The organism is Nocardia sp. NPDC005746, from assembly GCF_040630785.1.
Taxonomy (GTDB): domain Bacteria; phylum Actinomycetota; class Actinomycetes; order Mycobacteriales; family Mycobacteriaceae; genus Nocardia.
The window spans coordinates 81967-105779 of sequence record NZ_JBEXYE010000009.1 but is presented as its reverse complement, the minus strand read 5'-3'; the positions used below and the strand labels follow the sequence as shown (position 1 = coordinate 105779).

The 23813-nt window shown below is 69.6% G+C and carries 21 protein-coding genes; 15 read left to right on the top strand and 6 right to left on the bottom strand.

Annotated elements, in window-relative coordinates:
* Positions 1-43: 43 nt before the first annotated feature.
* The 3 genes from ABZ412_RS18780 to ABZ412_RS18770 all read right to left on the bottom strand — a co-directional run bounded on the left by ABZ412_RS18780 (position 44) and on the right by ABZ412_RS18770 (position 6837).
* Complete coding sequence (locus ABZ412_RS18780; protein WP_357282170.1) at positions 44-682, bottom strand: NAD(P)-binding domain-containing protein; 639 nt, start codon at positions 680-682, stop codon at positions 44-46.
* Between the two features lie 104 nt (positions 683-786).
* Positions 787-1557, bottom strand: a complete 771-nt coding sequence (locus ABZ412_RS18775) for a DNA-formamidopyrimidine glycosylase family protein (RefSeq protein ID WP_357282168.1) — start codon at positions 1555-1557, stop codon at positions 787-789.
* Between the two features lie 174 nt (positions 1558-1731).
* Positions 1732-6837, bottom strand: a complete 5106-nt coding sequence (locus tag ABZ412_RS18770) for an ATP-dependent helicase (protein ID WP_357282166.1) — start codon at positions 6835-6837, stop codon at positions 1732-1734.
* 112 nt (positions 6838-6949) lie between these two features.
* Here ABZ412_RS18770 and ABZ412_RS18765 point away from each other — a divergent pair, with 112 nt between their 5' ends.
* The gene (locus ABZ412_RS18765) at positions 6950-7492 is read left to right on the top strand and encodes a histidine phosphatase family protein (RefSeq protein WP_357282165.1); all 543 of its coding nucleotides are present in this window, start codon (positions 6950-6952) and stop codon (positions 7490-7492) included.
* Here ABZ412_RS18765 and ABZ412_RS18760 read toward each other — a convergent pair.
* Complete coding sequence (locus tag ABZ412_RS18760; protein WP_357282163.1) at positions 7440-8075, bottom strand: TetR/AcrR family transcriptional regulator; 636 nt, start codon at positions 8073-8075, stop codon at positions 7440-7442. The genes ABZ412_RS18765 and ABZ412_RS18760 overlap by 53 nt on opposite strands.
* A 69-nt stretch (positions 8076-8144) precedes the next feature.
* Here ABZ412_RS18760 and ABZ412_RS18755 point away from each other — a divergent pair, with 69 nt between their 5' ends.
* The gene (locus ABZ412_RS18755) at positions 8145-9104 is read left to right on the top strand and encodes a patatin-like phospholipase family protein (protein ID WP_357282162.1); all 960 of its coding nucleotides are present in this window, start codon (positions 8145-8147) and stop codon (positions 9102-9104) included.
* Positions 9101-9946, top strand: a complete 846-nt coding sequence (locus ABZ412_RS18750; RefSeq protein WP_357282161.1) for an SDR family oxidoreductase — start codon at positions 9101-9103, stop codon at positions 9944-9946. Before ABZ412_RS18755 ends, ABZ412_RS18750 begins: the two co-directional genes overlap by 4 nt.
* On the opposite strand, the gene ABZ412_RS18745 is transcribed toward ABZ412_RS18750, so the two are convergent.
* Positions 9947-11476, bottom strand: a complete 1530-nt coding sequence (locus ABZ412_RS18745) for an aldehyde dehydrogenase family protein (RefSeq protein WP_357282159.1) — start codon at positions 11474-11476, stop codon at positions 9947-9949.
* A gap of 59 nt (positions 11477-11535) precedes the next feature.
* Between ABZ412_RS18745 and ABZ412_RS18740 the strand changes: the two genes are divergently transcribed.
* The 6 genes from ABZ412_RS18740 (at position 11536) to ABZ412_RS18715 (ending at position 17809) form a co-directional block, all read left to right on the top strand.
* Positions 11536-11988 carry an Lrp/AsnC family transcriptional regulator gene (locus ABZ412_RS18740; protein WP_033085113.1) on the top strand — a complete coding sequence of 151 codons (453 nt, stop codon included), beginning with the start codon at positions 11536-11538 and terminating at the stop codon, positions 11986-11988.
* A gap of 100 nt (positions 11989-12088) precedes the next feature.
* Positions 12089-13429, top strand: a complete 1341-nt coding sequence (gene lat / locus ABZ412_RS18735) for an L-lysine 6-transaminase (RefSeq protein ID WP_357282157.1) — start codon at positions 12089-12091, stop codon at positions 13427-13429.
* Between the two features lie 193 nt (positions 13430-13622).
* Positions 13623-14813, top strand: coding sequence for a YncE family protein (locus ABZ412_RS18730; protein ID WP_357282156.1), 1191 nt, complete (start codon positions 13623-13625; stop codon positions 14811-14813).
* Between the two features lie 252 nt (positions 14814-15065).
* Positions 15066-16703: an acyl-CoA carboxylase subunit beta gene (locus tag ABZ412_RS18725; protein ID WP_357282155.1), complete on the top strand. Its 1638-nt coding sequence runs from the start codon at positions 15066-15068 to the stop codon at positions 16701-16703.
* A 146-nt stretch (positions 16704-16849) separates the two neighbouring features.
* On the top strand, positions 16850-17161 hold the full coding sequence (locus tag ABZ412_RS18720) for an acyl-CoA carboxylase subunit epsilon (protein WP_357098496.1): 312 nt from the start codon (positions 16850-16852) through the stop codon (positions 17159-17161).
* A gap of 6 nt (positions 17162-17167) precedes the next feature.
* Entirely contained in the window at positions 17168-17809 is a 642-nt protein-coding gene (locus tag ABZ412_RS18715; RefSeq protein WP_357098483.1) for a Maf family protein, read from the top strand.
* Here the strand turns inward: ABZ412_RS18715 and ABZ412_RS18710 are convergent.
* On the bottom strand, positions 17735-18550 hold the full coding sequence (locus ABZ412_RS18710) for a transcriptional regulator (protein WP_357282154.1): 816 nt from the start codon (positions 18548-18550) through the stop codon (positions 17735-17737). The genes ABZ412_RS18715 and ABZ412_RS18710 overlap by 75 nt on opposite strands.
* Positions 18551-18716: 166 nt before the next feature.
* On the opposite strand from ABZ412_RS18710, the gene ABZ412_RS18705 reads away from it, so the two are divergent.
* From ABZ412_RS18705 to ABZ412_RS18680, 6 genes are all read left to right on the top strand, one after another.
* A complete protein-coding gene (locus tag ABZ412_RS18705; RefSeq protein WP_357282381.1) occupies positions 18717-19616 on the top strand; it encodes a sulfurtransferase in 900 nt (299 codons plus the stop codon).
* A gap of 196 nt (positions 19617-19812) precedes the next feature.
* Positions 19813-21606, top strand: a complete 1794-nt coding sequence (locus ABZ412_RS18700) for a biotin carboxylase N-terminal domain-containing protein (RefSeq protein ID WP_357282153.1) — start codon at positions 19813-19815, stop codon at positions 21604-21606.
* A 66-nt stretch (positions 21607-21672) separates the two neighbouring features.
* Positions 21673-22098 carry a DUF1707 domain-containing protein gene (locus ABZ412_RS18695; RefSeq protein WP_357282152.1) on the top strand — a complete coding sequence of 142 codons (426 nt, stop codon included), beginning with the start codon at positions 21673-21675 and terminating at the stop codon, positions 22096-22098.
* On the top strand, positions 22098-22442 hold the full coding sequence (locus tag ABZ412_RS18690) for a hypothetical protein (protein WP_357282150.1): 345 nt from the start codon (positions 22098-22100) through the stop codon (positions 22440-22442). Before ABZ412_RS18695 ends, ABZ412_RS18690 begins: the two co-directional genes overlap by 1 nt.
* A gap of 245 nt (positions 22443-22687) precedes the next feature.
* Positions 22688-22933, top strand: coding sequence for a hypothetical protein (locus ABZ412_RS18685; protein ID WP_357282149.1), 246 nt, complete (start codon positions 22688-22690; stop codon positions 22931-22933).
* Between the two features lie 64 nt (positions 22934-22997).
* Positions 22998-23798 carry a biotin--[acetyl-CoA-carboxylase] ligase gene (locus ABZ412_RS18680; protein ID WP_357282147.1) on the top strand — a complete coding sequence of 267 codons (801 nt, stop codon included), beginning with the start codon at positions 22998-23000 and terminating at the stop codon, positions 23796-23798.
* The last annotated feature ends 15 nt before the right edge of the window (positions 23799-23813 follow it).

Here is a 23813-nt window from a genome sequence, read left to right as displayed (position 1 = left end):
GGACGAACCGGCGCCACGGATTCCGCGGCGCCGGGTTCGCCGTTCAGCGCACCAGCTTGTAGTTGAACTCCGTGGTGCCCAGCGCGCCCATGAGCCGCACCCACAGCGGCAGCATCATCTCGGTGCCGCGGGCGGTGGTGATGTCGCCCAGATCGACGATGTCGTCCCAGCCGAACTCGCGCAGCAGATCGGTGACGACGCCCTTGGCGGCGGCATCGTCGCCGGACAGGAAGATGGTGTGGTCGCCGCTCGCCACCCGCTCCGGATGCACCATCACCTCGGCGGTCACGGTATTGAGCGTCTTCACCACCCGTGCCTCGGGGAACGCCCGCTGCACCCGCTCACCGACCGAATCGGTATTGCAGACCGCGAGGAATGGCGGGAACCCCTCCGAGAAGTCCAGGGGGTTCGACACGTCGATCACCACCTTGCCCGCCAGATTCGAGGCCCCCGCGCCGTCCAATGCGACCACGCTGGCCTGTCCGGCGGTCGCATTGATGATCAATTCCGCGCCCGCGGCCGCCTCCGCCGCGGTGGCCAGCGGAGCCGGGAACGGATCCTCCGACCGCGCCTCGGTGGCGGCCACATCGCGGGTGCCGATCACCACATCGTGTCCCAGCTCTGCCAACCGCGCCGACAGGGTGCGCCCGACCGCCCCGGTACCCAGGATTCCGATTTTCATGCCGCCCACCCTAGGCCCGGAAACCCAGCCCTGGAACACCTTTCGGGGCCATTGAAACCCGCTCGTCACCGTGCGCACCGGGCCACCCGCCCGGTACGAGCTGGTCAACTGTCCGGTGGGAGCTGGCAGCGGGGGCAGAAATAGACGCCCCGTTCGGCCCGATCGGCATGCGCGTCGTCACCGAGCAGATGCACGACCAGGTTGGCGCCGCAGCGTCGGCACGGGCGCCGCTGACGACCGTAAGCCAATGCTCGCCAAGGCGGTTCGTGCGCCGCCTGCATCAGCACCCGATGCGCCTCCTCGACCAGACCGGGCAGATCGTCGACCTCACCCACCGGCGTCACCGGGTGGACGCGCCGCAGAAAGCAGATCTCACTCCGGTAGATATTGCCGATCCCGGCCAGATTGGTCTGATCCAGCAACGCCACCCCGATCGGCGTCGAGGGCTCCCGCAGCAACCGGCGCACCGCCTCGGCGGCATCCCACTCCGGCCCGAGCAGATCCGGCCCGAGATGGTCGGTGACGGTGTGCTCCTCACCCCGCCGCAGCACCTCCACCAGCCCCAGCGAGAACCCGACCGCCTCCGCGTCCTCCGTGCCCAGCACCAGCCGTGCCGTGAACCCGGGCCGATTCCACCGCTGCCCGGGCGCGAACACCCGCCACTCACCCTCCATCTTCAGATGCGTGTGAACGCTCAGCTCGGGCGTCCGCACGAACAAATGCTTGCCGTAGGTGCCGACACTCTCGACCCGCTGCCCGCGCAGATCCAGGGTCGCGTACCGCGGCACCCGGAAGTCGCTGCGCGTCAACACCTTGCCGTCGAGCGCCTTCCGGAGGCGCGCGGCGGTGTGGAAGACGGCATCGCCCTCAGGCACAGCCGACTCCGACGCGGTCCGAGGACGGCGCGTCGCGCCCCGAGGTGGGGACCGCCGGGCGCGACGCTCGGGCTGCGACGGCGACCGGGGTCCCACACCGTGTATCCGACCGCGGTCGGCGGGTGTCCGGCCGGTCCCACGCCCCGGCCCTCGGAACCGGGTGCGAGAGGCGACTCATGGTCGGCTCCGCAGCCGGAAGCCTTTCGGCGTGGCGGCGAAACCGGCCTCGGCCAGGAAACCGGCGAAAGTGTTGCCGTGTACCGATTCGCCGTTCACCCGGTCGATGACCAGCGAATCGACCCGGCGATCGTGGACCAGCCCCGCCAGCGCGGCGGCCGCGGCCGTCCGCACGGCCGGATCCTCGGTGAAGGTCAGCAACGTCTTGCCGCCGCGTTCCAGATACAGCGCCAGCTCGCCTTCCACCAGCACCACGAGCGCGCCCGCCTTGCGGCCCGGCCGATGTCCCGCGCCCTCGGCCGCAGCCTTGGGCCAGGGTAGCGCCGCGCCGTAGGGATTGGCCGGATCGCAGGAGGCCAGCACCACGGCCCTACCCGCCGGCTCGTGCGAGAAGCCATCTCCGACCGACCGGTTCCGATCGGTGTCGAACGACCGCAACCGATCGACCACATCGGTGGTCGAGAACTGCGCACCGCCCAGCGAATCCACGAAATAGCCGCGACGGCAACGCCCCCGGTCCTCGAACTCGGTCAGCACCCGGTACATGAGCGCGAACCCGCCCGGCACCCCTTCGCTCTGCACCGAACCCCGAGTCAGCACGCCGTACCGCTCCAGCAGCACATCCGCGGTGGTATGCGCGCGAACGGTCGGGTCGGCCACCCGCTCCGGCAGCAACGACCAGCGCCCGGCCACCTGCGGGGAGGACGTGCGCGCCGGCATTCCACCGCGCGGCAGGTACATCCGGCCGCGTGGCGCGCGCCGGGGAGTCCGATGCGCGGTGGTGGTGCGAGCGGTCCCCGCCAGCAGGGCACGCACGGGGGCGAAGGTGTCGCCGCCGATGTGACCGGCCCACACCAGATCCCACAGCGCCGCCGTCACCGCGGCCTCCTCGACGCCGCTCGCCGCATCGAACCCACCACCGGGACCGACATCGCCGCCGGAACGGATCGGGGCACGGTCGCTCGCGCCCCGGGGACCGATGCCACCGGCCGAGCCCGCGGAGCTGACGCTGTCCAGCAATTGCCGGAAGAAGTACGCGCCCCCGGTGCTGCCCGCGACGACCTGGTACTCGCCCTGCGGCAGCGCGACGCCGACCGGCTCCGAATCCTCACCGCCGAAACCCGCGCTGTCGCGGTGGCCGGACGCGTCGTCGCCCGCGCCGGCGGCGGTGGTCCTGTCGTCGCGTAGGGTGTTGTCCGGGCTCGCCGCACCGCGCACACCGGCACGGCCGGCCGAGCCGACGCCCGGGGGCAGGGTGCCGCCGATCACCGTGGCGCCCAAGGCCGTCAGCAGGCTGATGTGCCGGTCGGACAGGTCGATGTCGTCGGGCGGGGGCAGGGTCAGGCCCGCTTGCTCGGCGGGGTGCAGCGCGATCCAGCCGTCCTTGGCGGTGATGGAGCCGTGGCCGGACCAGATCACCTCGCCGGTGGCCATGAGTTCGTCGAGCATGGCGGGGGAGTAATCGCGGACCCGGAGCGGGAGGATCAAGGATTCCCAGGCCGAGGCCGGGATCGGCACGCCCGCAAGCTGTTCCACCACGGCCGCGACGCCGTCCACGCCGCGGAGTTCGCCGGTGCCGACGTGCTGCCAGGACGGGAGGAAGCGGCCCAGGGCGGCGGTGGCGACCGGTTCCACCTCCTTGCGGGCGGCGGCCAGGGAGCGGCGGCGGAGGCGGCGCAGGACTTCGCTGTCACACCACTCGGTGCCCGCCGCGCCGGGCGTGAATTCGCCTTCCACCACGCGCTTTTCGAGGGCCAAGCGGTGCAGGGCGGTCGCCGCCACGGCCGGACCGAGACCGAAACGGTGGGCGGCCTGGGCTAGCGTGAACGGTCCGTGGGTGCGGGCGTAGCGGCCGATCAGGTCGCCCAGCGGGTCGGCGACAGGCTCGATGAAAGCGGCGGGGACGCCGATCGGCAGCGGGACGCCGAGGGCGTCACGAAGGCGGGACGCGTCCTCGATGGCCACCCACCACCGCGACCCGGCGAAGGAAACCTCCAGTGCGCGGCGTGATGTCACGAGGTCGGCGAACCACTTCCGGGGATCGTCCACGCACCGCTCGGTGGCCTCCGCGGCGGTCAACGGCCCGAGCAGCCGCAGCAGGTCCGCGAGTCCTTCCATATCCCGGGCATGGCGTTCGGGCGTGAGCCGCTGCAACTCCCGCTCGGTCTGCTCGAGGACGGCAGCATCGAGCAGCTCGCGCAGCTCGACCCGGCCGAGCAGCTCCGCGAGCAGGCTGGAGTCCAGGGACAGGGCGGCCGCGCGTCGTTCGGCGAGCGGGCTGTCGCCCTCGTACATGAACTGCCCGATGTAGTCGAACAGCAGCGAGTTCGCGAACGGCGACGGGGCGGCGGTCTCCACCTCGACCAGCCGGATCTGCCGCCGCGCCACCCGGCCCAGCAGATCCCGCAGCGACGGCAGGTCGTACACGTCCTGCAGGCATTCGCGGACCGTCTCCAACAGGATCGGGAATTCGGGGAACTTGCGCGCCACGTCCAGCAGCTGGGCGGCCCGCTGCCGCTGCTGCCACAGCGGCGCGCGTTTGCCGGGGTCGCGGCGCGGCAGCAGCAGCGCCCGGGCCGCGCACTCCCGGAAGCGGGACGCGAAAAGCGCGGAGCCGCCGACCTGTTCGGTGACCAGGTCGTCGATCTCGTCGGTCTCGAAGACGAACAGTTCCGCGCCGGGCGGATCATCGGTGGTGTCCGGGAGCCGGACCACGATCCCGTCATCGGACGGCGTGGGCGCGGCATCCACCCCGAACCGCTCCCGCAGCCGCGCTCCCACCGCCAAGGCCCACGGTGCGTGCACCGGCAGCCCGTACGGCGAGTGCAACACCACCCGCCAGTCGCCCAGCTCATCCCGGAAGCGTTCCACGACCAGCGTCTTGTCCGTCGGCAACTGCCCGGTCGCCTCCCGCTGTTCGGCCAGCAGCGACACCAGATTCCCGGTCGCGTTCGCATCCAGGCCCGCCACCCGCGAGACCCGCTCCAGCTCTGTCTCCGGTGCGGCCTTGCGGCCGGTCGCACCGGCTTTCGAGGCGCGTGCTCGCGAGACACCGGTTCTCGACGAGTCCGCCGCCGTCGCCTCGGTGTCGTGGGCCGCGGCGAATTCGGTCAGCGCTCGGGCCAATTCGACGGGCGCACGCCCTTCGGCCGTCGCGGCGGTGGCCTTTCGAGCGGTGGCCTTTCCTGCGGCCGCCGTCTTCCCGTCGGCCGCGGTTCGAGCGGGCGCGCGGTGTTGCTCGACGGCCTGCCCCGCCTGTCGCACGAATTCGCCCAGGGCCGAGCCCAGCTCGGCGGGACGGCCCAGGGAGTCGCCGTGCCAGAAGGGGAGACGCCCGGGTTGGCCGAAGGCCGGCGTCACCAGTACCCGGTCGAAGCTGATCTCCTCGATGCGCCAGCTCGTAGCGCCGAGGGCGAAGACGTCGCCCACCCGCGACTCGTAGACCATCTCCTCGTCGAGTTCGCCGACCCGGGAAGCCTTTTCGCCGACCATGAACACCGGGAACAGGCCGCGATCGGGGATCGCGCCGCCGGAGGTCACCGCCAGCCGCTGCGCCCCCGGACGGCCGGTGAGCGTCCCGGCGTCGCGATCCCACACGATGCGGGGCCGCAGCTCGGCGAACTCGTCGGAGGGGTAGCGGCCCGCCAGCAGGTCCAGCACCGATTCGTAGGCCGAACGGGGCAGCGCCGCATAGCTTCCGGTGCCGCGGACGGTGTCGAACCAGGCGTCGGCGTCGATGGGCTCCAGCGCGCAGGCCGCGACCGTCTGCTGCGCCAGGATGTCGAGGGGATGCGCGGGGACCTGGAGCTGTTCGATCTGCCCGGCCACCATGCGCTGCGACGCCACCGCGCAGTGGATGACGTCGGTGCGGTGCTTGGGGAAGATGACACCCCGCGAGATCTCGCCCACCTGGTGCCCGGCCCGGCCGACCCGCTGCAGTCCGGACGCCACCGAAGGCGGCGCCTCGACCTGCACCACCAGATCCACCGCGCCCATGTCGATGCCGAGTTCGAGGCTGCTGGTGGCGACCACGCACCGCAGCCGCCCGGTCTTGAGGTCGTCCTCGATGAGCGCTCGCTGCTCCTTGCTCACCGAGCCGTGGTGGGCGCGCGCCAGCAGCGTTGTCGCGCCGTGGATCACCTCGGTGGACGCCCCCAGCTGCGCGGGCGGCGCGTGCTCGGTGTCCACCGATTCCCCGATCCGCGCCGAATACGCCTCGTTCAAGCGAGCGGTGAGCCGCTCGGAGAGCCGCCGCGAATTCGCGAACACGATCGAGGACCGGTGCTCCAGCACCAGATCCACGATCGCCTCGTCCACGTGCGGCCAGATCGAGCCGGGCTGATCCGAATCCTCCGCTCCCGCATCGGGTTCGGTCATATCCGCCACCGGCACCCGTACCGACAGGTCGAAGGTCTTGGGCGCGGGCGGCGCGACGATGGTGATGGGCGCGCTCCCCACCAGGAACCGCCCCACCTCCTCCGGTGGCCGCACCGTCGCCGACAGGCCGATCCGCTGGGCGGCCGGTGCCGACTGCTCCGAACGCAGCAGATCCAGCCGTGCCAGCGAAAGCGCCAGGTGGGCACCGCGTTTGGAGCCCGCGATGGCGTGCACCTCGTCGACGATGACCGTGTGCACCCCGCTCAGCGTCTCCCGCGCCGCCGAGGTCAGCATGAGGAACAGCGATTCCGGCGTGGTGATCAGAATGTCCGGCGGCGTGCGCTGCATGCCCCGGCGATCCGCCGCGCTGGTGTCACCCGACCGCACCCCCACCCGGATCTCGGGCGCGGCCACCCCGAGCCGTTTCGCCGTCTGCGTGATCCCCACCAGCGGCGCGCGCAGATTCCGTTCCACGTCCACCGCCAGCGCTTTCAACGGCGAGATATAGAGGACGGAGGTCTTGCGCGGCCCCGGCTCTGGTTCCCGGGCGGCCAGCCGGTCGATGGCCCACAGGAACGCCGACAGCGTCTTGCCGGACCCGGTGGGCGCGATCACCAGCGTGTGCTGCCCCGCCGCGATGGATTCCCAGGCCCCCAGCTGAGCGGCCGTCGGCGCGGGGAAGGCGCCGTCGAACCACTCTCGAGTCGCGGGCGAGAACCGATCCATCGTCCCAGTCTGCACCCGCCCACCGACAGAGCCCGCGAACCAGGGCGCGGGCGCAGAGTGAAGGGCAGGCAATCCCGTCGCGGTGCCCGGCCCCGCGCGTAGGCTTCGGACCGTGCAGAAGGTGCTCCGGCTGGACCTGGTCAGTCACGGCATGACCGAGGCCATGCGCAAGGCACGATTCCCCGTCGACGAACCCCTCACCGAAGCCGGGCGCCGCGCGGTCTCCTCGTGCGGGCGGCTGCATGCCGCGCGCGTCATCACTGCCCCGGAGCGCCGCACCGTCGAGACCGCCACTCTCATGGGCCTGATGGGTGACGAGGACGACCGATTACGCGACCTCGACGCGGGGGCGTGGCGCGGTGGTGAGCTCATGTCCGTCCCCAAGGAGGACCTCTACCTCTGGCTCACCGATCCGAACTTTCGCGGCCACGGCGGCGAGGCGGTCGTCGACGTCATCGAGCGCACGGGGGAGTGGCTCGCCGATATCGCCCTCGACGGTGAGCCGACCATCGCCATCACGCACCCGGCGGTGATCCGCGCCGCACTGCTCGTCACCCTGGACGCGCCCGCGAATTCGTTCTGGCGCATCGACGTTCCGCCGGTCAGCGTGACCCGGCTGCACTATCGCGGCGAATGGACGCTGCACTTCCGTTAGCCAGCACCATGGCCCGCACGGCGTCGGTGATCAGCCGGGCGGGCAGGCTCGGATCGATGGCGCGCTGAATGCCCAGTCCCAGACCGAGACTCAGCACCGCGGTGGCGGCGTCGTCGGCCGGCATCGGCAGCGCCAGGCCCGTGGAGTCGGCCAGCGCCTGCAATTGCGCCGCGACCGTGCCGCGCACCAGGCTCAGGTTCGACACCAGGGCGGCCTGCAATGCCGGGTCGTCGCGGGCCACGATGGCGAACTCGAATTCCAGCATGGTCCAGCCGACGTCGCCGAGGGTGTGTTCGGCCCAGTCCTGGAAGCGGTCGAGTCGGGTCTCCAGGGTGTCCTCGCCCGCGAGCAGTTCGCTGACCTCCCCGAATTTGGTCTCGTGAATGAGGGCGAGCACCTCGAGGCAGAGCGCCGACTTGGTCCGGAAGTTGGAGTAGACCGCGCCCTTGGAGTACCCGGCCTCCTCGGCCACCCGTTCCAGGCTGGTCTTGGCGTAGCCGTCTGTCAGGAACATGTCGCGCGCGGTGGCCAGGAGGTCCGCGCGGGTGCGGGCCTGGCTCTCGGTCCTGGTCAGTCGTGCCATGACTGAGATTCTAGGTTCTCCCAGATTTGGGATACCGACGGTATTTGAAAACTGCTAGTGTGTGAAACCATGAGTACTAGGAACGGGTCACAGCGACGTGGCCTGGCCATCGGCTGCGGCGGCACCGTCGGGATGGCCTGGATCGTCGCCGCGCTCGCCGCCGTCCAGGACGTCCTGGACTGGGATCCCCGCACCGCCGACGTCATGATCGGCACCTCCGCGGGCGCGGAGGCGCTCACCATGCTGGGCAGCGGGGTCGGCGTCGACGAACTGGTCGCCATGCAGCGCGGCACCTCGACCAACCCGATCCTCACCGCCCACATACGTTCGGAGCCCGGACGATTCCCGCCGCTGCCGCGCCCGCGCCTGGGCGCGCCCGGCCGCGCGGTCCGAGAACTGCTGGCCCGCCCCGGAAACGGGCACGCCCTGCTCACCGCGGGCAGCGGGTTGCTGCCGCTGGGGGGCGGCAACCCGGCCTGGCTGCAGTCCCTGGCCGAACGCCTCAACCCGGGCCGCGACTGGGTCCAGCACCCGGCGACCTGGCTGGTGGCCATGGACAATGCCAGTGGTGAACGCGTCGCGTTCGGATCGCCGTCCGCGCCGGACACGAATCTCGGTGCGGCCCTGCGGGCTTCGTGGGCGGTGCCCGGCTGGTTCCCGGCCGTACCGATCGCGGGCCGGCGGTTCATCGACGGCGGCGCGGCGTCCACCGCCTCGGCCGACCTGCTCATCCCGGCCGGGCTCGACGAGGTCGTGGTGATCACGCCCATGGCCTCCACCGGCCGCCTGCCCGTCACCAGCGCCGGCCACTTCGTCGAGCGGCAGCTGCGAAACCGCATGAGCGAGAAGCTCGATGGTGAGATCGCCCGGCTGCGCGCGAGCGGGGTCAAGGTGCTGCGCATCGACGCCACCGCCGATGACCTCGCGGTCATGGGCCCGAACTTCATGGACGGCCGCCGCCGTCTGCCCACCTTCGAACACAGCCTCGGCAGCCTCCGCGGCCGGGTCGAGCAGGGAGTCTTCGCATGAGCCTCTTCGGAAACGGTTACCCGGCCATCGATCTCGCCGGAGCGCGAGTCCTGATCACCGGCGCGGGCCGCGGTATCGGCCAGTGCACGGCCGAACTGTTCGCGAGCAAGGGCGCGCAGGTCGCCATCGCCGATGTGGACACCGCCGCCGCGCAGGCCGCCGCGGCCGCGCTGGACGGGCAGGCGTTCGAGCTCGACGTGCGCGATCGGGCCCGGTGGGACAAGGTCGTCGCCGACTTCGGCCGCGTCGACATCCTGGTCAACAACGCCGGCGTCATGCCCGCCGGCGCCTTCCTCGACGAGGCGGACGCGGTGGGGCACACCACCATCGACGTCAATGTCTGGGGACTCATCCACGGCATGCGCGCCGTGGTCCCCGGCATGATCGAGCGCGGCCACGGCCATGTGGTGAACGTGGCCTCACTGGCCGGCAAGATCCCGGTCGCCGGTCTGGCCGTGTACAACGCCAGCAAGTTCGCCGCCGTGGGCCTCTCCGCCGCGACGCGTCTGGAGTTCGCGCCGCGGGGCGTCAGCGTCAGCTGCGTCATGCCCTCGGCCGTGCGCACCCGCTTGTCCTCGGGCCTCGCGCTGGGCGGCGGCATGCCCACCGTCGACCCCGAGGACGTGGCCGAGGCCATCGTCGGCACGGTCCGCAGCCGTCGCGCGGAGGTGGCCGTACCGAACTACCTGGGCCCCATCGACGTCGCCCTGGCCGCCGCGCCCGAGCCCGCGGTCCGGCTGGTCCGCCGGCTCTTCAACGGCGACCGGGCCCTGCACCCCGCCGACGAGCAGGTGCGCGCACGGTACGAGGAGCAGGTGCGCGCGATCAACGCCGAGGACTAATCACTCGAACCGGATGCCCTGCGCCAGCGGCAGTTCGGTGGAGTAGTTGACGGTGTTGGTGGCCCGGCGCATGTACGCCTTCCACGAGTCCGACCCGGACTCGCGGCCACCGCCCGTCTGCTTCTCGCCGCCGAACGCGCCGCCGATCTCGGCCCCCGAGGTGCCGATATTGACATTGGCGATGCCGCAGTCCGACCCGTCGGCGGCCAGGAACCGCTCCGCCTCCCGCTGATCGCGGGTGAAGATCGACGACGAGAGACCCTGCGGCACCGCGTTGTGCAGCTCGATCGCCGCGTCCAGATCGTGGTAGGTCATCGCGTACAGGATCGGCGCGAAGGTCTCCTCCCGCACCACCGTGGTCTGCGCGGGCATGCGCATCAGGGCCGGGCGGACGTAGAAGGCGTTCTCGTCCGGCCCCTCGAAACGCTCACCACCGCACAGCAGTTCGCCGCCGTCGGCCAGTGCCCGATCGATCGCCGCGCACATGCCGTCGTAGGCCCGCTCGTTGATGAGCGGCCCGACGAGAACGCCCTCCTCGAGCGGATTACCCACGCGCAGTTGCCGATACGCCGCCGAAATCCGATTCAGCAGCGGCTCGGCCACTTCGGCGTGCACGATCAATCGGCGCAGCGTGGTGCAGCGTTGACCGGCCGTGCCCGCGGCCGCGAACACGATGCCCCGGGTGGCCAGCTCCAGATCCGCCGAGGGCGCGACGATGGCGGCGTTGTTGCCGCCCAGCTCCAGCAGGCAGCGCCCGAACCGGGCCGCCACCCGCGGCGCGACCAGCCGACCCATCCGCACCGACCCGGTCGCGCTCACCAGCGCCACCCGCGGATCGTCCACCAGCTGCTCGCCGACCGCCGCCGGGCCCTGGATCAACTGGTGCACTTCGGGATCCGCGCCCACGTCGACCGCCGCCCGGCGCAGCAGCGCGTGACAGGCCAGCGCGGTCAGCGGCGTCGTCTCCGACGGCTTCCACACCACCGTGTCCCCGCACACGAGCGCGATGGCGGTGTTCCACGCCCACACCGCGACCGGGAAGTTGAACGCCGAGATCACCCCGACCACCCCGAGCGGATGCCAGGTCTCCATCAGCCGGTGGCCGGGCCGCTCCGACGGCATGGTCCGCCCGTACAGCTGCCGCGACAGGCCGATGGCGAACTCGCAGACATCGATCATCTCCTGGACCTCGCCGCGGGCCTCCGCGCCGATCTTGCCCGCCTCCAGGGTGACCAGTTCGCCCAGGTCGTCCCGATGGTCGGTGAGCAGCGCCGCCAGCCGCCGCACCACCGCCGCGCGCTGCGGCGCCGGGACCGTGCGCCAGTCCCGGAAGGCCGCGTGCGCCCGGCCGATGGCGGCGTCCACGGCGGCGGAGTCGCTCGCGCGCAGGGTGATCAGCTCACCGCCGGTGATCGGGGTGCGGGCCGAGAGTTCACCCGGCTCGGGCGTGTCGACGCCCAGCCGTCGCAGCAGCGTCTCCGTTTGCTCACGGAGCTCACGGGTCGCGGTCTGGGTCGGTGCGTGAGTCATTACATGCTCCAGGTTGGGTTCCGGCAACCGAGTTCGTTTCGCTGCGTTAGCCTTCGCTGATGGCGGATACACCGGCGAAACCTGTACTCGACGACATCGATCGACTGCTGATCCGTGAGCTGATTGCCGATGGTCGCGCCACCCTGTCCAATCTGGCGGAGAAGGCCAACCTTTCGGTGTCCGCGGTGCAGTCGCGGGTGCGGCGGCTCGAGGCGCGGGGCGTGATTCGCGGCTACACGGCGAACGTCGATCCCGAGGCGCTGGGCCAGATGCTGTCGGCTTTCGTCGCGATCACTCCTCTCGACCCGTCACAACCCGATGACGCACCCGCACTGCTGCAGCACATTCCGGGCATCGAGGCGTGTCATTCGGTGGCCGGAGACGAGAGCTACATGCTCATGGTGCGGGTGGCCTCGCCCAGACACCTGGAGCAGCTGCTGCAGGAGATCCGCGCTACGGCCAACGTCAGGACGCGAAGCACCATCATTCTGCAAACATTCTATGACAAGTAGCCCCGGTCAAGCCGCAGACATTCGGATGACGACACGGTTACGGACGTAATTATTCCGGAACTTACGGGCATTGCCGTAAATATTCATTTACCCTGAGGGCGTGACCCTCGAACTCGATCGGCTCGGGGCGGCCGCCGAAACCACCGTTGTCACCCCCGCCCGGGTGCATGAGATCCTGTCGGCGAGCATCCTCGCCGACGGCTTCGACCTCGTACTGGACCTGCGCAAGTCACGTGGACTCCGACTGGTCGACGCCCGCGACGGCACCTCGTACCTGGACATGTTCGGCTTCTTCGCGTCCAACACGCTGGGCATGAATCATCCGGCCCTGCTCGGCGACAGGCGCTTCCTGTCCGGTCTCACCACCGCCGCGCTCAACAAGCCCAGCAACTCCGACATCTACACCGTCGAAATGGCGCGCTTCATAGACACTTTCGTGCGCGTGCTCGGCGATCCGCGACTGCCGCACCTGTTCTTCATCGACGGCGGCGCGCTCGCCGTCGAGAACGCCCTCAAGGCCGCCTTCGACTGGAAGTCCCGGCACAACGAAACCCACGGCCGCCCAGCCGAACTCGGCACCAAGGTGCTGCACCTGACCGGGGCCTTCCACGGGCGCAGCGGGTACACGCTCTCGCTCACCAACACCGATCCGGTGAAGACCGCGCGCTTCCCGAAGTTCGACTGGCCCCGCATCGACACCCCCTACCTCGGGCCCGACCACCTCGACATCGAGGCCGCCGAACGCCACGCCCTCGGCCAGGCCCGCCGCGCCTTCCATGAAAACCCGCATGACATAGCGTGTTTCATCGCCGAACCGATCCAGGGCGAGGGCGGCGACCGGCACCTGCGGCCGCAGTTCCTGTCCGCGATCCAGCAGCTGTGCCACGAGCACGACGCGCTGTTCATCCTCGACGAGGTGCAGACCGGCGTCGGCATGACCGGCACCGTGTGGGCCTACCAGCAATTCGGGCTCGAGCCCGACATCGTCGCCTTCGGCAAGAAGACCCAGGTGTGCGGCATCATGGCCGGCGGCCGCGTCGACGAGGTGCCCAACAACGTCTTCCGGGTCAGTTCCCGCCTCAACTCCACCTGGGGCGGCAACCTCGCCGACATGGTGCGCGCCCGCCGCGTCTTCGAGGTGATCGAGCACGAGAACCTGGTTTCCCGCGCCCGCGACCTCGGCCCCCACCTGCTCGACCGTCTGATCGAATTGTCCACCGCCCATGCGGAAGTCACCGATCCGCGCGGCCGCGGCCTGATGTGCGCGATCACCCTCGAATCCGCGGCGCTCCGCAACGATGTGGTGAACCGCCTGCGCGAGCAGGAGCACGTCCTGATCCTCGGCACCGGCGAACGCGGCATCCGCTTCCGGCCGCCGCTCACGGTGACCGCCGCCGAACTCGACGAGGCCGTGGACGCTCTCGACCGCGTATTGGGTTGAGCCGCAGGCCGGATCGCCCGATCCGGCCCGTCCGCATTTGCTGAATGATGGCTTTTGCCCGAAGCGCGCGGCGTGGCGACACCCCGCGTTGTCGCCGCGAACATCCGTGTCGCCGCCTACTATTCGACCACATGTCAGCTCACCGCAATGACATGTCAGCTCACCGCAATGTCGGCATGGCACGGTGCACCCTGTGATCGCGCGGGGTGCACGTCTGGGTCTGATTCTCTCACTGGCGATGCTGTCCGGTTGCTCGAACGGTGACACCGGTCCCGCATCGCCGACCGCCGCACCGTCCTCCGCCCCGGCCGGCGCGGCGCCCGCCGCGGCCGAAGCGCCGCACCTCCTGCCCGGCATGCCGCCGCCGCTCTCGCCCACCGACGTCTACGCCGCCACCCGGGAGATGAGCCCCGCCGTCACCAGCCAGCCCACCCGCGTCTACGTCCCCAACAGCGAGTCGCACACCATCACCGTCATCGACCCCGCCACCTTCGAGGTCATCGACAGCTACCCCTCCGGTGGCAGCGAACCCCAGCATGTCGTGCCCTCCTACGACCTGCAGACGCTCTACGCCAACAACGATCTGCCCATCGGCGGCGGCAGCCTGCTGCCCATCGACCCGCGCACCGGCAAGCCCGGCGACCCCATCCCCGTCCGTGACCCGTACAACATGTACTTCACCCCGGACGGGAAATACGCCCTGGTCGTCGCCGAGGCCGACCGGTCCCTGGACTTCTACGACCCGCACAGCTGGCAGAAACTGCACGACATCGCGGTGCCCGAATGCCACGGCGTCAATCACATGGACTTCACCGCCGACGGCCGCACGGCCCTGGTCAGCTGCGAATTCGGCGGGCGCATGGCCGTGGTCGACATCGCGGGCCTGAGCCTGCTGCGCATGATCGACCTGCCCGGCGGCTCCTCGGGCATGCCACAGGACGTCAAGCTCTCGCCCGACGGCCGCACCTTCTTCGTGGCCGACATGATGGCGGGCGGTATCTACGTCTTCGATGCCCGGACCTTCGACAACACCGGTTTCGTCCAGACCGGCCGCGGCACCCACGGCCTCTACATCACCCGCGACTCGAAGCGGATGCTCATCACCAACCGCGGCGAGGGCAGCATCTCGGTCTGGGACTTCGCCACCGGGCGGCTGGCCGACACCTGGCGCATCCCCGGCGGCGGCAGCCCCGACATGGGCAACCTGTCCGCGGACGGGCGGGTGTTCTGGGTCTCGGGCCGCAACCACGGCGAGGTGTACGCCATCGACATCGTCGACTGGAAGCTGCTGGCCCGGATTCCGGTCGGCCGCGGGGCGCACGGGCTCACCATCTGGCCGCAGCCGGGCCGGTACTCGACGGGCCACACCGGCGTAATGCGTTGAGCCGTCGCCGGTTCCGGCGGCGGCTCGGTCGGACCGAGGAGTAGCGCGGTGAACCGAAGTGTGGACCCCGCCAAAAGCTTGCCGGGATGACTGGCGAGATCCACTATTGAACATTGTTCGAGTTTGCCCGGCGGAGCAGCCGGATATCGTGCTCTACCTGCGGGTTTTTACTGGCGGGTAGTCAATAGCCGTACTCGCGAGTAGCCCCGACTGGATTACGAAGCGGGTCTGGTACTGGTTACACTCCGGGGCATGACGAGTGTCCAGCATCAGCCTTCGCCGGGTCCGGCGGGTGCCCCCGATATCCACACCACCGCCGGCAAGCTGGCTGACCTGCGCAATCGGCTGGAAGAGGCCAAGCACCCGATGGGTGAGGCGGCGGTCGACAAGGTCCACGCCAAGGGCAAGATGACCGCGCGTGAGCGCATCCTCGCCCTGCTGGACGAGGGTTCCTTCGTCGAGCTCGACGCGCTGGCCCGGCACCGCAGCGTGAACTTCGGCCTGGAGAACCAGCGTCCGCTGGGCGACGGCGTGGTGACCGGCTACGGCACCATCGACGGTCGCGACGTCTGCATCTTCTCCCAGGACGTCACCGTCTTCGGTGGCTCCCTCGGCGAGGTCTACGGCGAGAAGATCGTCAAGGTGATGGACCTGGCCCTGCGGACCGGTCGTCCGCTCGTCGGCATCAACGAGGGCGCCGGCGCGCGCATCCAGGAGGGCGTCGTCTCCCTGGGCCTCTACGGTGAGATCTTCCACCGCAACATCCAGGCCTCGGGTGTCATCCCGCAGATCTCGCTGATCATGGGCCCGGCCGCGGGTGGCCACGTCTACTCGCCCGCCCTCACCGACTTCGTCGTCATGGTCGACCAGACCTCGCAGATGTTCGTCACCGGCCCCGACGTGATCAAGACCGTCACCGGCGAGGAAGTCACCATGGAGGAGCTGGGCGGCGCCCACACCCACATGGTCAAGTCCGGTGTCGCGCACTACGTCGCCTCCGGCGAGCAGGACGCCCTGGACTACGTGCGCGACCTGCTCGGCTACCTGCCCAGCAACAACCGCGCCGAGGCCCCCCGCTTCCCGGCCACCGCCGCCGCGGGCGCCATCGAGGAGAACCTCACCGAGGCCGACCTCGAGCTGGACACCATCGTCCCGGACTCCCCGAACCAGCCGTACGACATGCACGAGGTCATCAAGCGCCTGGTGGACGACGAGGAGTTCCTCGAGGTCCAGGCCGAGCGCGCGATGAACGTGATCGTCGGCTTCGCCCGCATCGACGGCCGCAGCGTCGGCTTCGTGGCCAACCAGCCCTCGCAGTTCGCGGGCTGCCTGGACATCGACGCCTCGGAGAAGGCCGCGCGCTTCGTGCGCACCTGCGACGCCTTCAACGTCCCGATCATCACCCTGGTCGACGTGCCGGGCTTCCTGCCGGGCACCGGCCAGGAGTACAACGGCATCATCCGCCGCGGCGCCAAGCTGCTCTACGCCTACGGTGAGGCCACTGTGGGCAAGATCACAATCATCACCCGCAAGGCCTACGGCGGCGCCTACGACGTCATGGGTTCCAAGCACATGGGCGCCGATGTGAACCTGGCGTGGCCGACCGCTCAGATCGCGGTCATGGGTGCTTCCGGAGCGGTCGGTTTCGTGTACCGCAAGCAGCTGCAGACCGCGGCCGCCGAGGGTAACGACGTCGACGCTCTGCGCCTCGAGCTGCAGAACGAGTACGAGGACACCCTCGTGAACCCGTACGTGGCGGCCGAGCGCGGCTACGTCGACGCGGTCATCCCGCCGTCGCACACCCGCGGTCAGATCGTGTCGGCGCTGCGTCTGCTGGAGCGCAAGATGGTGTCCCTGCCGCCGAAGAAGCACGGCAACATTCCGCTCTGAAAATGCGATATGCGCGGTGTGAGGCGCACACTGTCGAACAGGACAGTGGGACTCGTACCGCGCACGATCGCCTCATCCGGGCAAAGATGAAGGAACGCCGCACCACCCCCGCGGCGAAGGACAGGAGGACTGGCGCTGTGACGACCATGGCCGATGAAGAGGTATTGCGCGCCGCCGAACTGGATCTGGCTGTCGAGGATCTGGCGGACGCCATCGACACCGCCGTCGCGGAGATCGAACCGGCGAGCACCGGTCCGGTCATCCAGGTCCTGAAGGGCAACCCGACCGACCTCGAGCTCGCCGCCCTGGTGAGCGTGTTCGCCGCCGCGTCGGCGACCGCCGCCGCTCCGGCCGACCGTGGCCCGGCGGACATGTGGGGTCGCCCGACCCTGCTGCACCGCGGCAGTTCGCCGTTCTCCCCCTACGCCTTTCCGGCCCTCTCGCACCTGCGCGACTGACGGCTTGTGACCGTCTTCGTACTGGCGTCACAATCTCCGGCTCGGCTCGGCGTCCTGCGCAACGCGGGCGTCGAGCCGGTCGTCCGGGTCTCCCACGTGGACGAGGACGCCGTGGCCGAGGCTCTTCCCCCGGACACCCCGCCCGATCGAGTGGTGATCGAGCTGGCCCGCGCCAAGGCGCTGGAGGTGGCCGGGCAGCTGGCGGGTGATCCCGCCTTCACCGATTCCGTTGTCGTGGGCTGCGATTCGATGCTGCTCGTCGACGGCGTTCTGCAGGGCAAACCCCTGACCCCCGAGGTCGCCCGCGCGCGCTGGGCCGAGATGGCCGGACGCAGCGCTGATCTGCTGACCGGTCACTGTGTGCTGCGGCTGAATGCCGGAGAGATCGTCGGCGAGGCCGCCGACTGCAGTTCCACCACGGTGCATTTCGCCAAACCCGAGCCGGAGGAACTCGACGCGTACATCGCGACGGGGGAGCCGCTGCAGGTGGCTGGATCCTTCACGCTGGACGGCATGGGCGGCTGGTTCGTGGACAAGATCGACGGCGACCCGTCGAGTGTCATCGGTATCGGACTACCACTGGTTCGTCGACTGCTTGCCGAGGTGGGTGTCGGCATTGCGCGGCTGTGGATCGGTGGCCGCGCGTAGTTGCGGCGCGATCCGCCCGGCCGAGGGCGCCAATCTGGGCTCGCCGGTGGCTGATCGGGGTTCGTCGGTCTCGGCCTGACCGTCGCGCGCGTCCTCGCCGGGGCGGCCCTGCAGCAATTCCAGTCGCGCCACGCACAATTCGGGCTCCACGAACGGGTGCAGGCGCACGTTCACGTTCTCCCGCCCGCCGTTGCGGTCCAGGGCTTCACGCATCAGGCCCAGGTGTACGCCGCACACCACCTCGGAGTGGGTGCGGGCGAGTTCGCGCAGCGGGCACGCGGTCATGCGGATCATGGCGGATTCGTCGGTCTCGCCGGCCTGATCGCGTTCGGGCGCGAAGCCGAGTTCCGACATCAGGGTGACGGTGAGGTCCTTGGCGTCCTCGAGCGATTCGATGGGCTGGTCGGCGGCTTCGAGTTTCGAGCCCCAGGCCCGGCCGGCGCTGATGGCGGCTTCCGAGCGGCGGCGCGGGTCGCTGCCGAGCTGATCTGCCAGCACTTGCGCCAATTCCTGATAACCCACCGATCGCTGTACAGCGGTATAGCCGATGCGCGGGCGGCCGCGGCCGCGGGGCGGCTGCTGGAATTGGCGGACCAGCGATTCCCGGGTCAGCACATCCAAATGGAAACGCACCGTTGTCACATGCTGTCCGGTGACGCGCGCGAGTTCCTGGGCGTCGAGAGGCTCGCTGGCGCCACGTAGGATCGCCAGCAGTCGCCGTCGCGGCCAAGAATCGGACATAGATCACCCCTCCTCTTCGAGAGACTTTATCGGATGAAGCTGCGCTTAATTCGTCCAATCATCCGATTCGTGATCTGAAACGAGTTTCGTAACCGCCACATGCCTACGATCGGTGCAGAGAATCGAACCGCCAATACCTAACCCACCACGCGTGAAGGACCACACCGTGCCTGTCGCTCCGGATCCGCATCACTCATTCGGCTCCTACGCACATCCTCACCGACTAGTAACCACAGAGTGGCTGTCGGCAAACATCGGCACGCCGGGACTCAAGATCATCGAGTCCAACGAAGACATATTGCTATACGACATCGGCCATGTCCCCGGTGCCATCAAGATCGACTGGCGGACCGAGCTGATCGATCCGCGTACTCGCGATGTCGTCGACGGCGCGACCTTCGCCAACCTTATGCGGGCCAAGGGCATCGAACGCGGCGACACCGTGGTCATCTACGGCGATAAATCCAATGGCACCGCGGCCGCCACCCTGTGGGTGTTCTCCCTCTTCGGGCACGAGGACGCGCGCCTGCTGGACGGCGGCCGCGACGCCTGGATCTCCGAGGCTCGCGACACCACCTTCGAGGTGCCCGCCGCCGGGCTGGGCCAGTACCCGGTGGCCGATCGCGACGACAAGTCCGCGCGCGCCTTCCGGCAGGACGTGGTGGCGCACCTGGGCGGGCCGCTCATCGACTCGCGCGCGTTCGAGGAGTACACCGGCGATCTGGTGGTGCTGGACCGTCCCGAGGAGCAGGCGCTGCGCGCGGGTCACATCCCGACCGCGGTCAATATCCCGTGGACCTCGTCGGTGGGCGCGGACGCCCGTTTCCGGCCCCGGGTCGAGCTGGATGTCATCTACGGCGGGGTGATCGAAGGCGTCGCGCCGCTGGTCTACTCGCGGGTGGGGGAGCGGTCGGCGCTGACCTGGTTCGTCCTGACCTACCTGCTGGGTGTGGACGGGGTGCGCAACTACGACGGCTCCTGGACCGAGTGGGCCAATGCCGTGGGTGCGCCCATCGTGATCGGTGAAGAACCCGGCGCGGCGCCCTCGGTCGTGGCAAGCTCGTAACGCCCGAACCCCCTTCGGGGGATTCCCTGTGGAGGCTTCCGCGGAGTCTGGTAGAACAGGTTCTAAAAATTAGGCCTCGAGAGTCGCATGCCCACTCTCTGGGCCTACTCATTGGTAGCCCTAGCCGGGTTCGGTCATTGTTGGCACGATGCCTACACTGCCGACAGACGAAAGTATCCAGAGCACAGGAGGCTCAGTGCCCAACCATGCCAACGCGCAGATCACAAAGGTCCTCGTAGCCAACCGAGGCGAGATCGCCGTGCGCGTGATCCGGGCCGCCAAGGACGCCGGTATCGCCAGTGTGGCCGTGTATGCCGAACCGGACGCCGACGCGCCGTTCGTGAAGCTCGCCGATGAGGCGTTCGCTCTCGGTGGTCAGACCTCGGCCGAGTCCTATCTGGTGTTCGACAAGATCCTCGACGCCGCCGCGAAGGCCGGCGCGGACGCGATCCACCCGGGTTACGGGTTCCTGTCGGAGAACGCCGATTTCGCGCAGGCTGTGATCGACGCGGGACTGATCTGGATCGGTCCGTCGCCGCAGTCCATCCGGGATCTGGGTGACAAGGTCACCGCCCGCCACATCGCCGAGCGCGCCAAGGCGCCGATGGCCGCGGGTACCAAGGATCCGGTGAAGGACGCCGACGAGGTCGTGGCGTTCGCCAAGGAGTTCGGTGTTCCGGTGGCCATCAAGGCCGCCTTCGGTGGTGGTGGTCGTGGCATGAAGGTCGCGCACACCATCGAGGAGATCCCGGAGCTGTTCGAGTCCGCGACTCGTGAGGCCATCGCGGCGTTCGGTCGTGGTGAGTGCTTCGTGGAGCAGTACCTGGACAAGGCCCGTCACGTCGAGGCCCAGGTCATCGCCGACCAGCACGGCAATGTCGTGGTCGCCGGTACCCGTGACTGCTCGCTGCAGCGCCGCTTCCAGAAGCTCGTCGAGGAAGCCCCGGCCCCCTTCCTGTCCGACGAGGTGCGCGGCAAGATCCACGCCTCCGCCAAGGCCATCTGCAAGGAAGCCGGTTACTACGGCGCCGGCACCGTGGAGTACCTGGTGCAGGGCGAGACCGTGTCCTTCCTCGAGGTGAACACCCGCCTGCAGGTCGAGCACCCGGTCACCGAGGAGACCGCCGGTATCGACCTGGTGCGTCAGCAGTTCCGCATCGCCGAGGGCCACGAGCTGTCCATCACCGAGGACCCGACTCCGCGCGGCCACTCCTTCGAGTTCCGCATCAACGGTGAGGACGCCGGTCGCGGCTTCCTCCCGGCGCCGGGCCCGGTCGTCGTCTACCGCGAGCCCGCGGGCCCCGGTGTGCGTGTCGATTCCGGTGTGGTCGAGGGTTCGGTCATCGGCGGTCAGTTCGACTCCATGCTGGCCAAGCTGATCGTGACCGGTGAGAACCGTGAGCAGGCGCTGCAGCGTGCCGCTCGCGCGCTGGCCGAGTTCCAGATCGAGGGTCTCGCGACCGTCATCCCGTTCCACCGCCACATCGTCGAGAACCCCGCGTTCATCGGTGACGGCGAGAAGTTCGACGTCTACACCAAGTGGATCGAGAACGAGTGGGACAACCCGATCGAGCCCTACACGGGCGCTGTCGCCATCGAAGAGGACGAAGAGGCTCCGCGCCAGAAGGTCGTCGTCGAGGTCGGTGGCCGTCGCCTCGAGGTGTCGCTGCCGGGTCAGTTCTCGGTCGGCGCCGCCGCGTCCGCCAATGGCGCGGGCGTCGTCCGCAAGAAGCCCAAGGCGCGCAAGCGCGGTGGCGCGGGCGCCGGTGCCGCCTCCGGTGACGCCGTGACCGCCCCGATGCAGGGCACTGTCGTCAAGGTGGCCGTCGAAGAGGGCCAGTCCGTCGAAGCGGGCGACCTGGTCGTGGTGCTCGAGGCCATGAAGATGGAGAACCCGGTCACCGCCCACAAGGCCGGTGTCATCACGGGTCTCGCGGTGGAGGCCGGCGCGGCCATCACCCAGGGCACCGTCCTGGCCGAGATCAAGTAACGCAAGACAATTCGCGAGTGGCCGCTCACCTGCAAGGTGAGCGGCCACTCGCGCTAATGTCGTGGCATGGCTGAACCACCGGAGATCCGTATCGGCACCGTCGAGCGCGAGGACGCGATGAAACGGCTGTCGGACCATTTCGCGGCGGGACGGCTCAGCGTGGCCGAGTTCGACGAACGCAGTGGCGTCGTGGCCGCGGCGCTGACCCGCGGCGACCTGGAGCGGGTGTTCACCGATCTGCCGGAACCGGTGGCGGACAAGCCCGCTCCGGCGCCGCGCCGGATGCCGTTCGGTTCGATTCCGCCGGAGCGGATCATGCCGGTGGTGCCGATCGTCGCGGTGATCCTGTTCCTCATCACGCATCAGTGGTGGGTGTTCCTGTTGATCCCGCTCGCGGGCGCGGTGCTGTTCGGGGAGAGCGGCCGAGAACGCCGCAAGCGGGGCGAGCGCCGGGATCGACGGCGGCGGCTCGACCGCGGACAGGAGGACTGATGGAACCCATCGAGATCAATGCGGGCAGCTGGTATCTGCGGGCCCTGCGCGCCGACGAGCGCATCGACGACCGCCCGGCCCTGGCCGACGGCGGCATCACCGATCCCGGCTACGTGGAGCGCCGTACCGCGGAATGGGCCGACGAGAGCCACTTCTCGTGGGCGGTGTGCGTGCCGACCACCGCCGAACTGGTCGCCGAGATCGGCGTGCACCCCCATCCCGACGGCACCGCGACCGTGACCGGCTGGGCCCGTTCCGGATACGACTCCGCCCTCGAGGACGGCCTGGTCTCGGTCCGCCGTTTCACCGCGGGCGCGCTCGGCCTGGACCCCGTCGACGCCTGAGATCGTCGTCCGGTTGTCCGGTCCGGAAACCTGATCAATTCCCGAAAATGCCTGTTCACCAGCGGAGATCGTATTCGTCCGCCGGAAAATCACTCGTGCCCGGCCCCTGTCGTGCGTCAGTCTGGAATCGCATCCGGAACCGACGACCAGGGGAGGCGGTTATGTGGGAATGGAGCAGACACCAGGCTGATCGGGCGGCGGCGGGATCGTTCACCGCGTGGCGGATACGCGACCCGGAACCGACCGTGACCGACCCGGAATTCGACGAGACCGAGGACAAATGCGGGGAGGCGGACGACGGCGCGTACACCGATGTCTCCGAGCGCGCCCTCGCCGAGCTGTTCGCCGCGCTCGCGGGCTATTGTGAGCCGGACGGGCTTGGATGGGATTCCTCGTATCCCAACGTGACCACTGATCTCGTGCCGGTCGGGGTAACTCCGGGGGTACGTCCGAAATCGGTTCGGTACCCAACCGCCGGCACGGCAGTGTGACTGTCGACGACACTTAGCTGTCCGCTGAAGGCCCGGAGAGGCGGGACGGGTAGCGTCTGGGGTCATGGAGAGGTCGCCGCTGGACGCCGATGTACTGCGCCGGAGCATTGCCGAGTCGCCGGAGCTGGGGTTCTTCTCGGCCATCGAGGTGGTCGAGTCGACCGGTTCGACCAACGCGGATCTGGTTGCGCGGGCCGCGGATTCGAGTGCCGATCGGCTGGTGCTGATCGCCGAGGCGCAGGAGCACGGCCGCGGCCGCTACGACCGGCAGTGGGTGAGCCCCGCGCGGGCGCAGATCGCCATGTCGGTGCTGGTGCGGGTGCGCGGCATCGACCCGGCGGTGCTGGGCTGGCTGCCGCTGCTCACCGGGATCGCCGCGGTGGACGCGGTGCGGGCCGAGACCGGTCTGAAGGCGGTCCTCAAGTGGCCCAACGACGTGCTGGTGGACGCCCGCAAGCTGGCCGGCATCCTGGCCGAGATCGCCGCGGTGGGCCCGGATCCGGCGGTCGTGGTGGGTGTCGGCCTGAACGTCTCGCTCACCGATGCCGAACTGCCTGTCCCGCACGGCACCTCGCTACTGCTGGCCGGCGCGCCCGGTGTCGACCGGACCGCGCTGGCCCAGGCCATGCTGCGCGAGTTCGCGTGTCGCTTCACCGCCTGGGAGGCGGCGGGCTGGGACATCACGGAGCTGGCGGCCGCCTATCGGGAACGCTGTGCCACCCTCGGCGCGCAGGTCCGCGCGGAGCTGCCGGGCGGCGAGGTGCTCACCGGCGTCGCCACCGGCATCGACGAGAACGGCCGCCTGCTGATCGGAGACCGCGCCGTCTCCGCCGGTGACGTCACTCATCTGCGCGCCGAGTACTGAGCGGAAACCGATCCG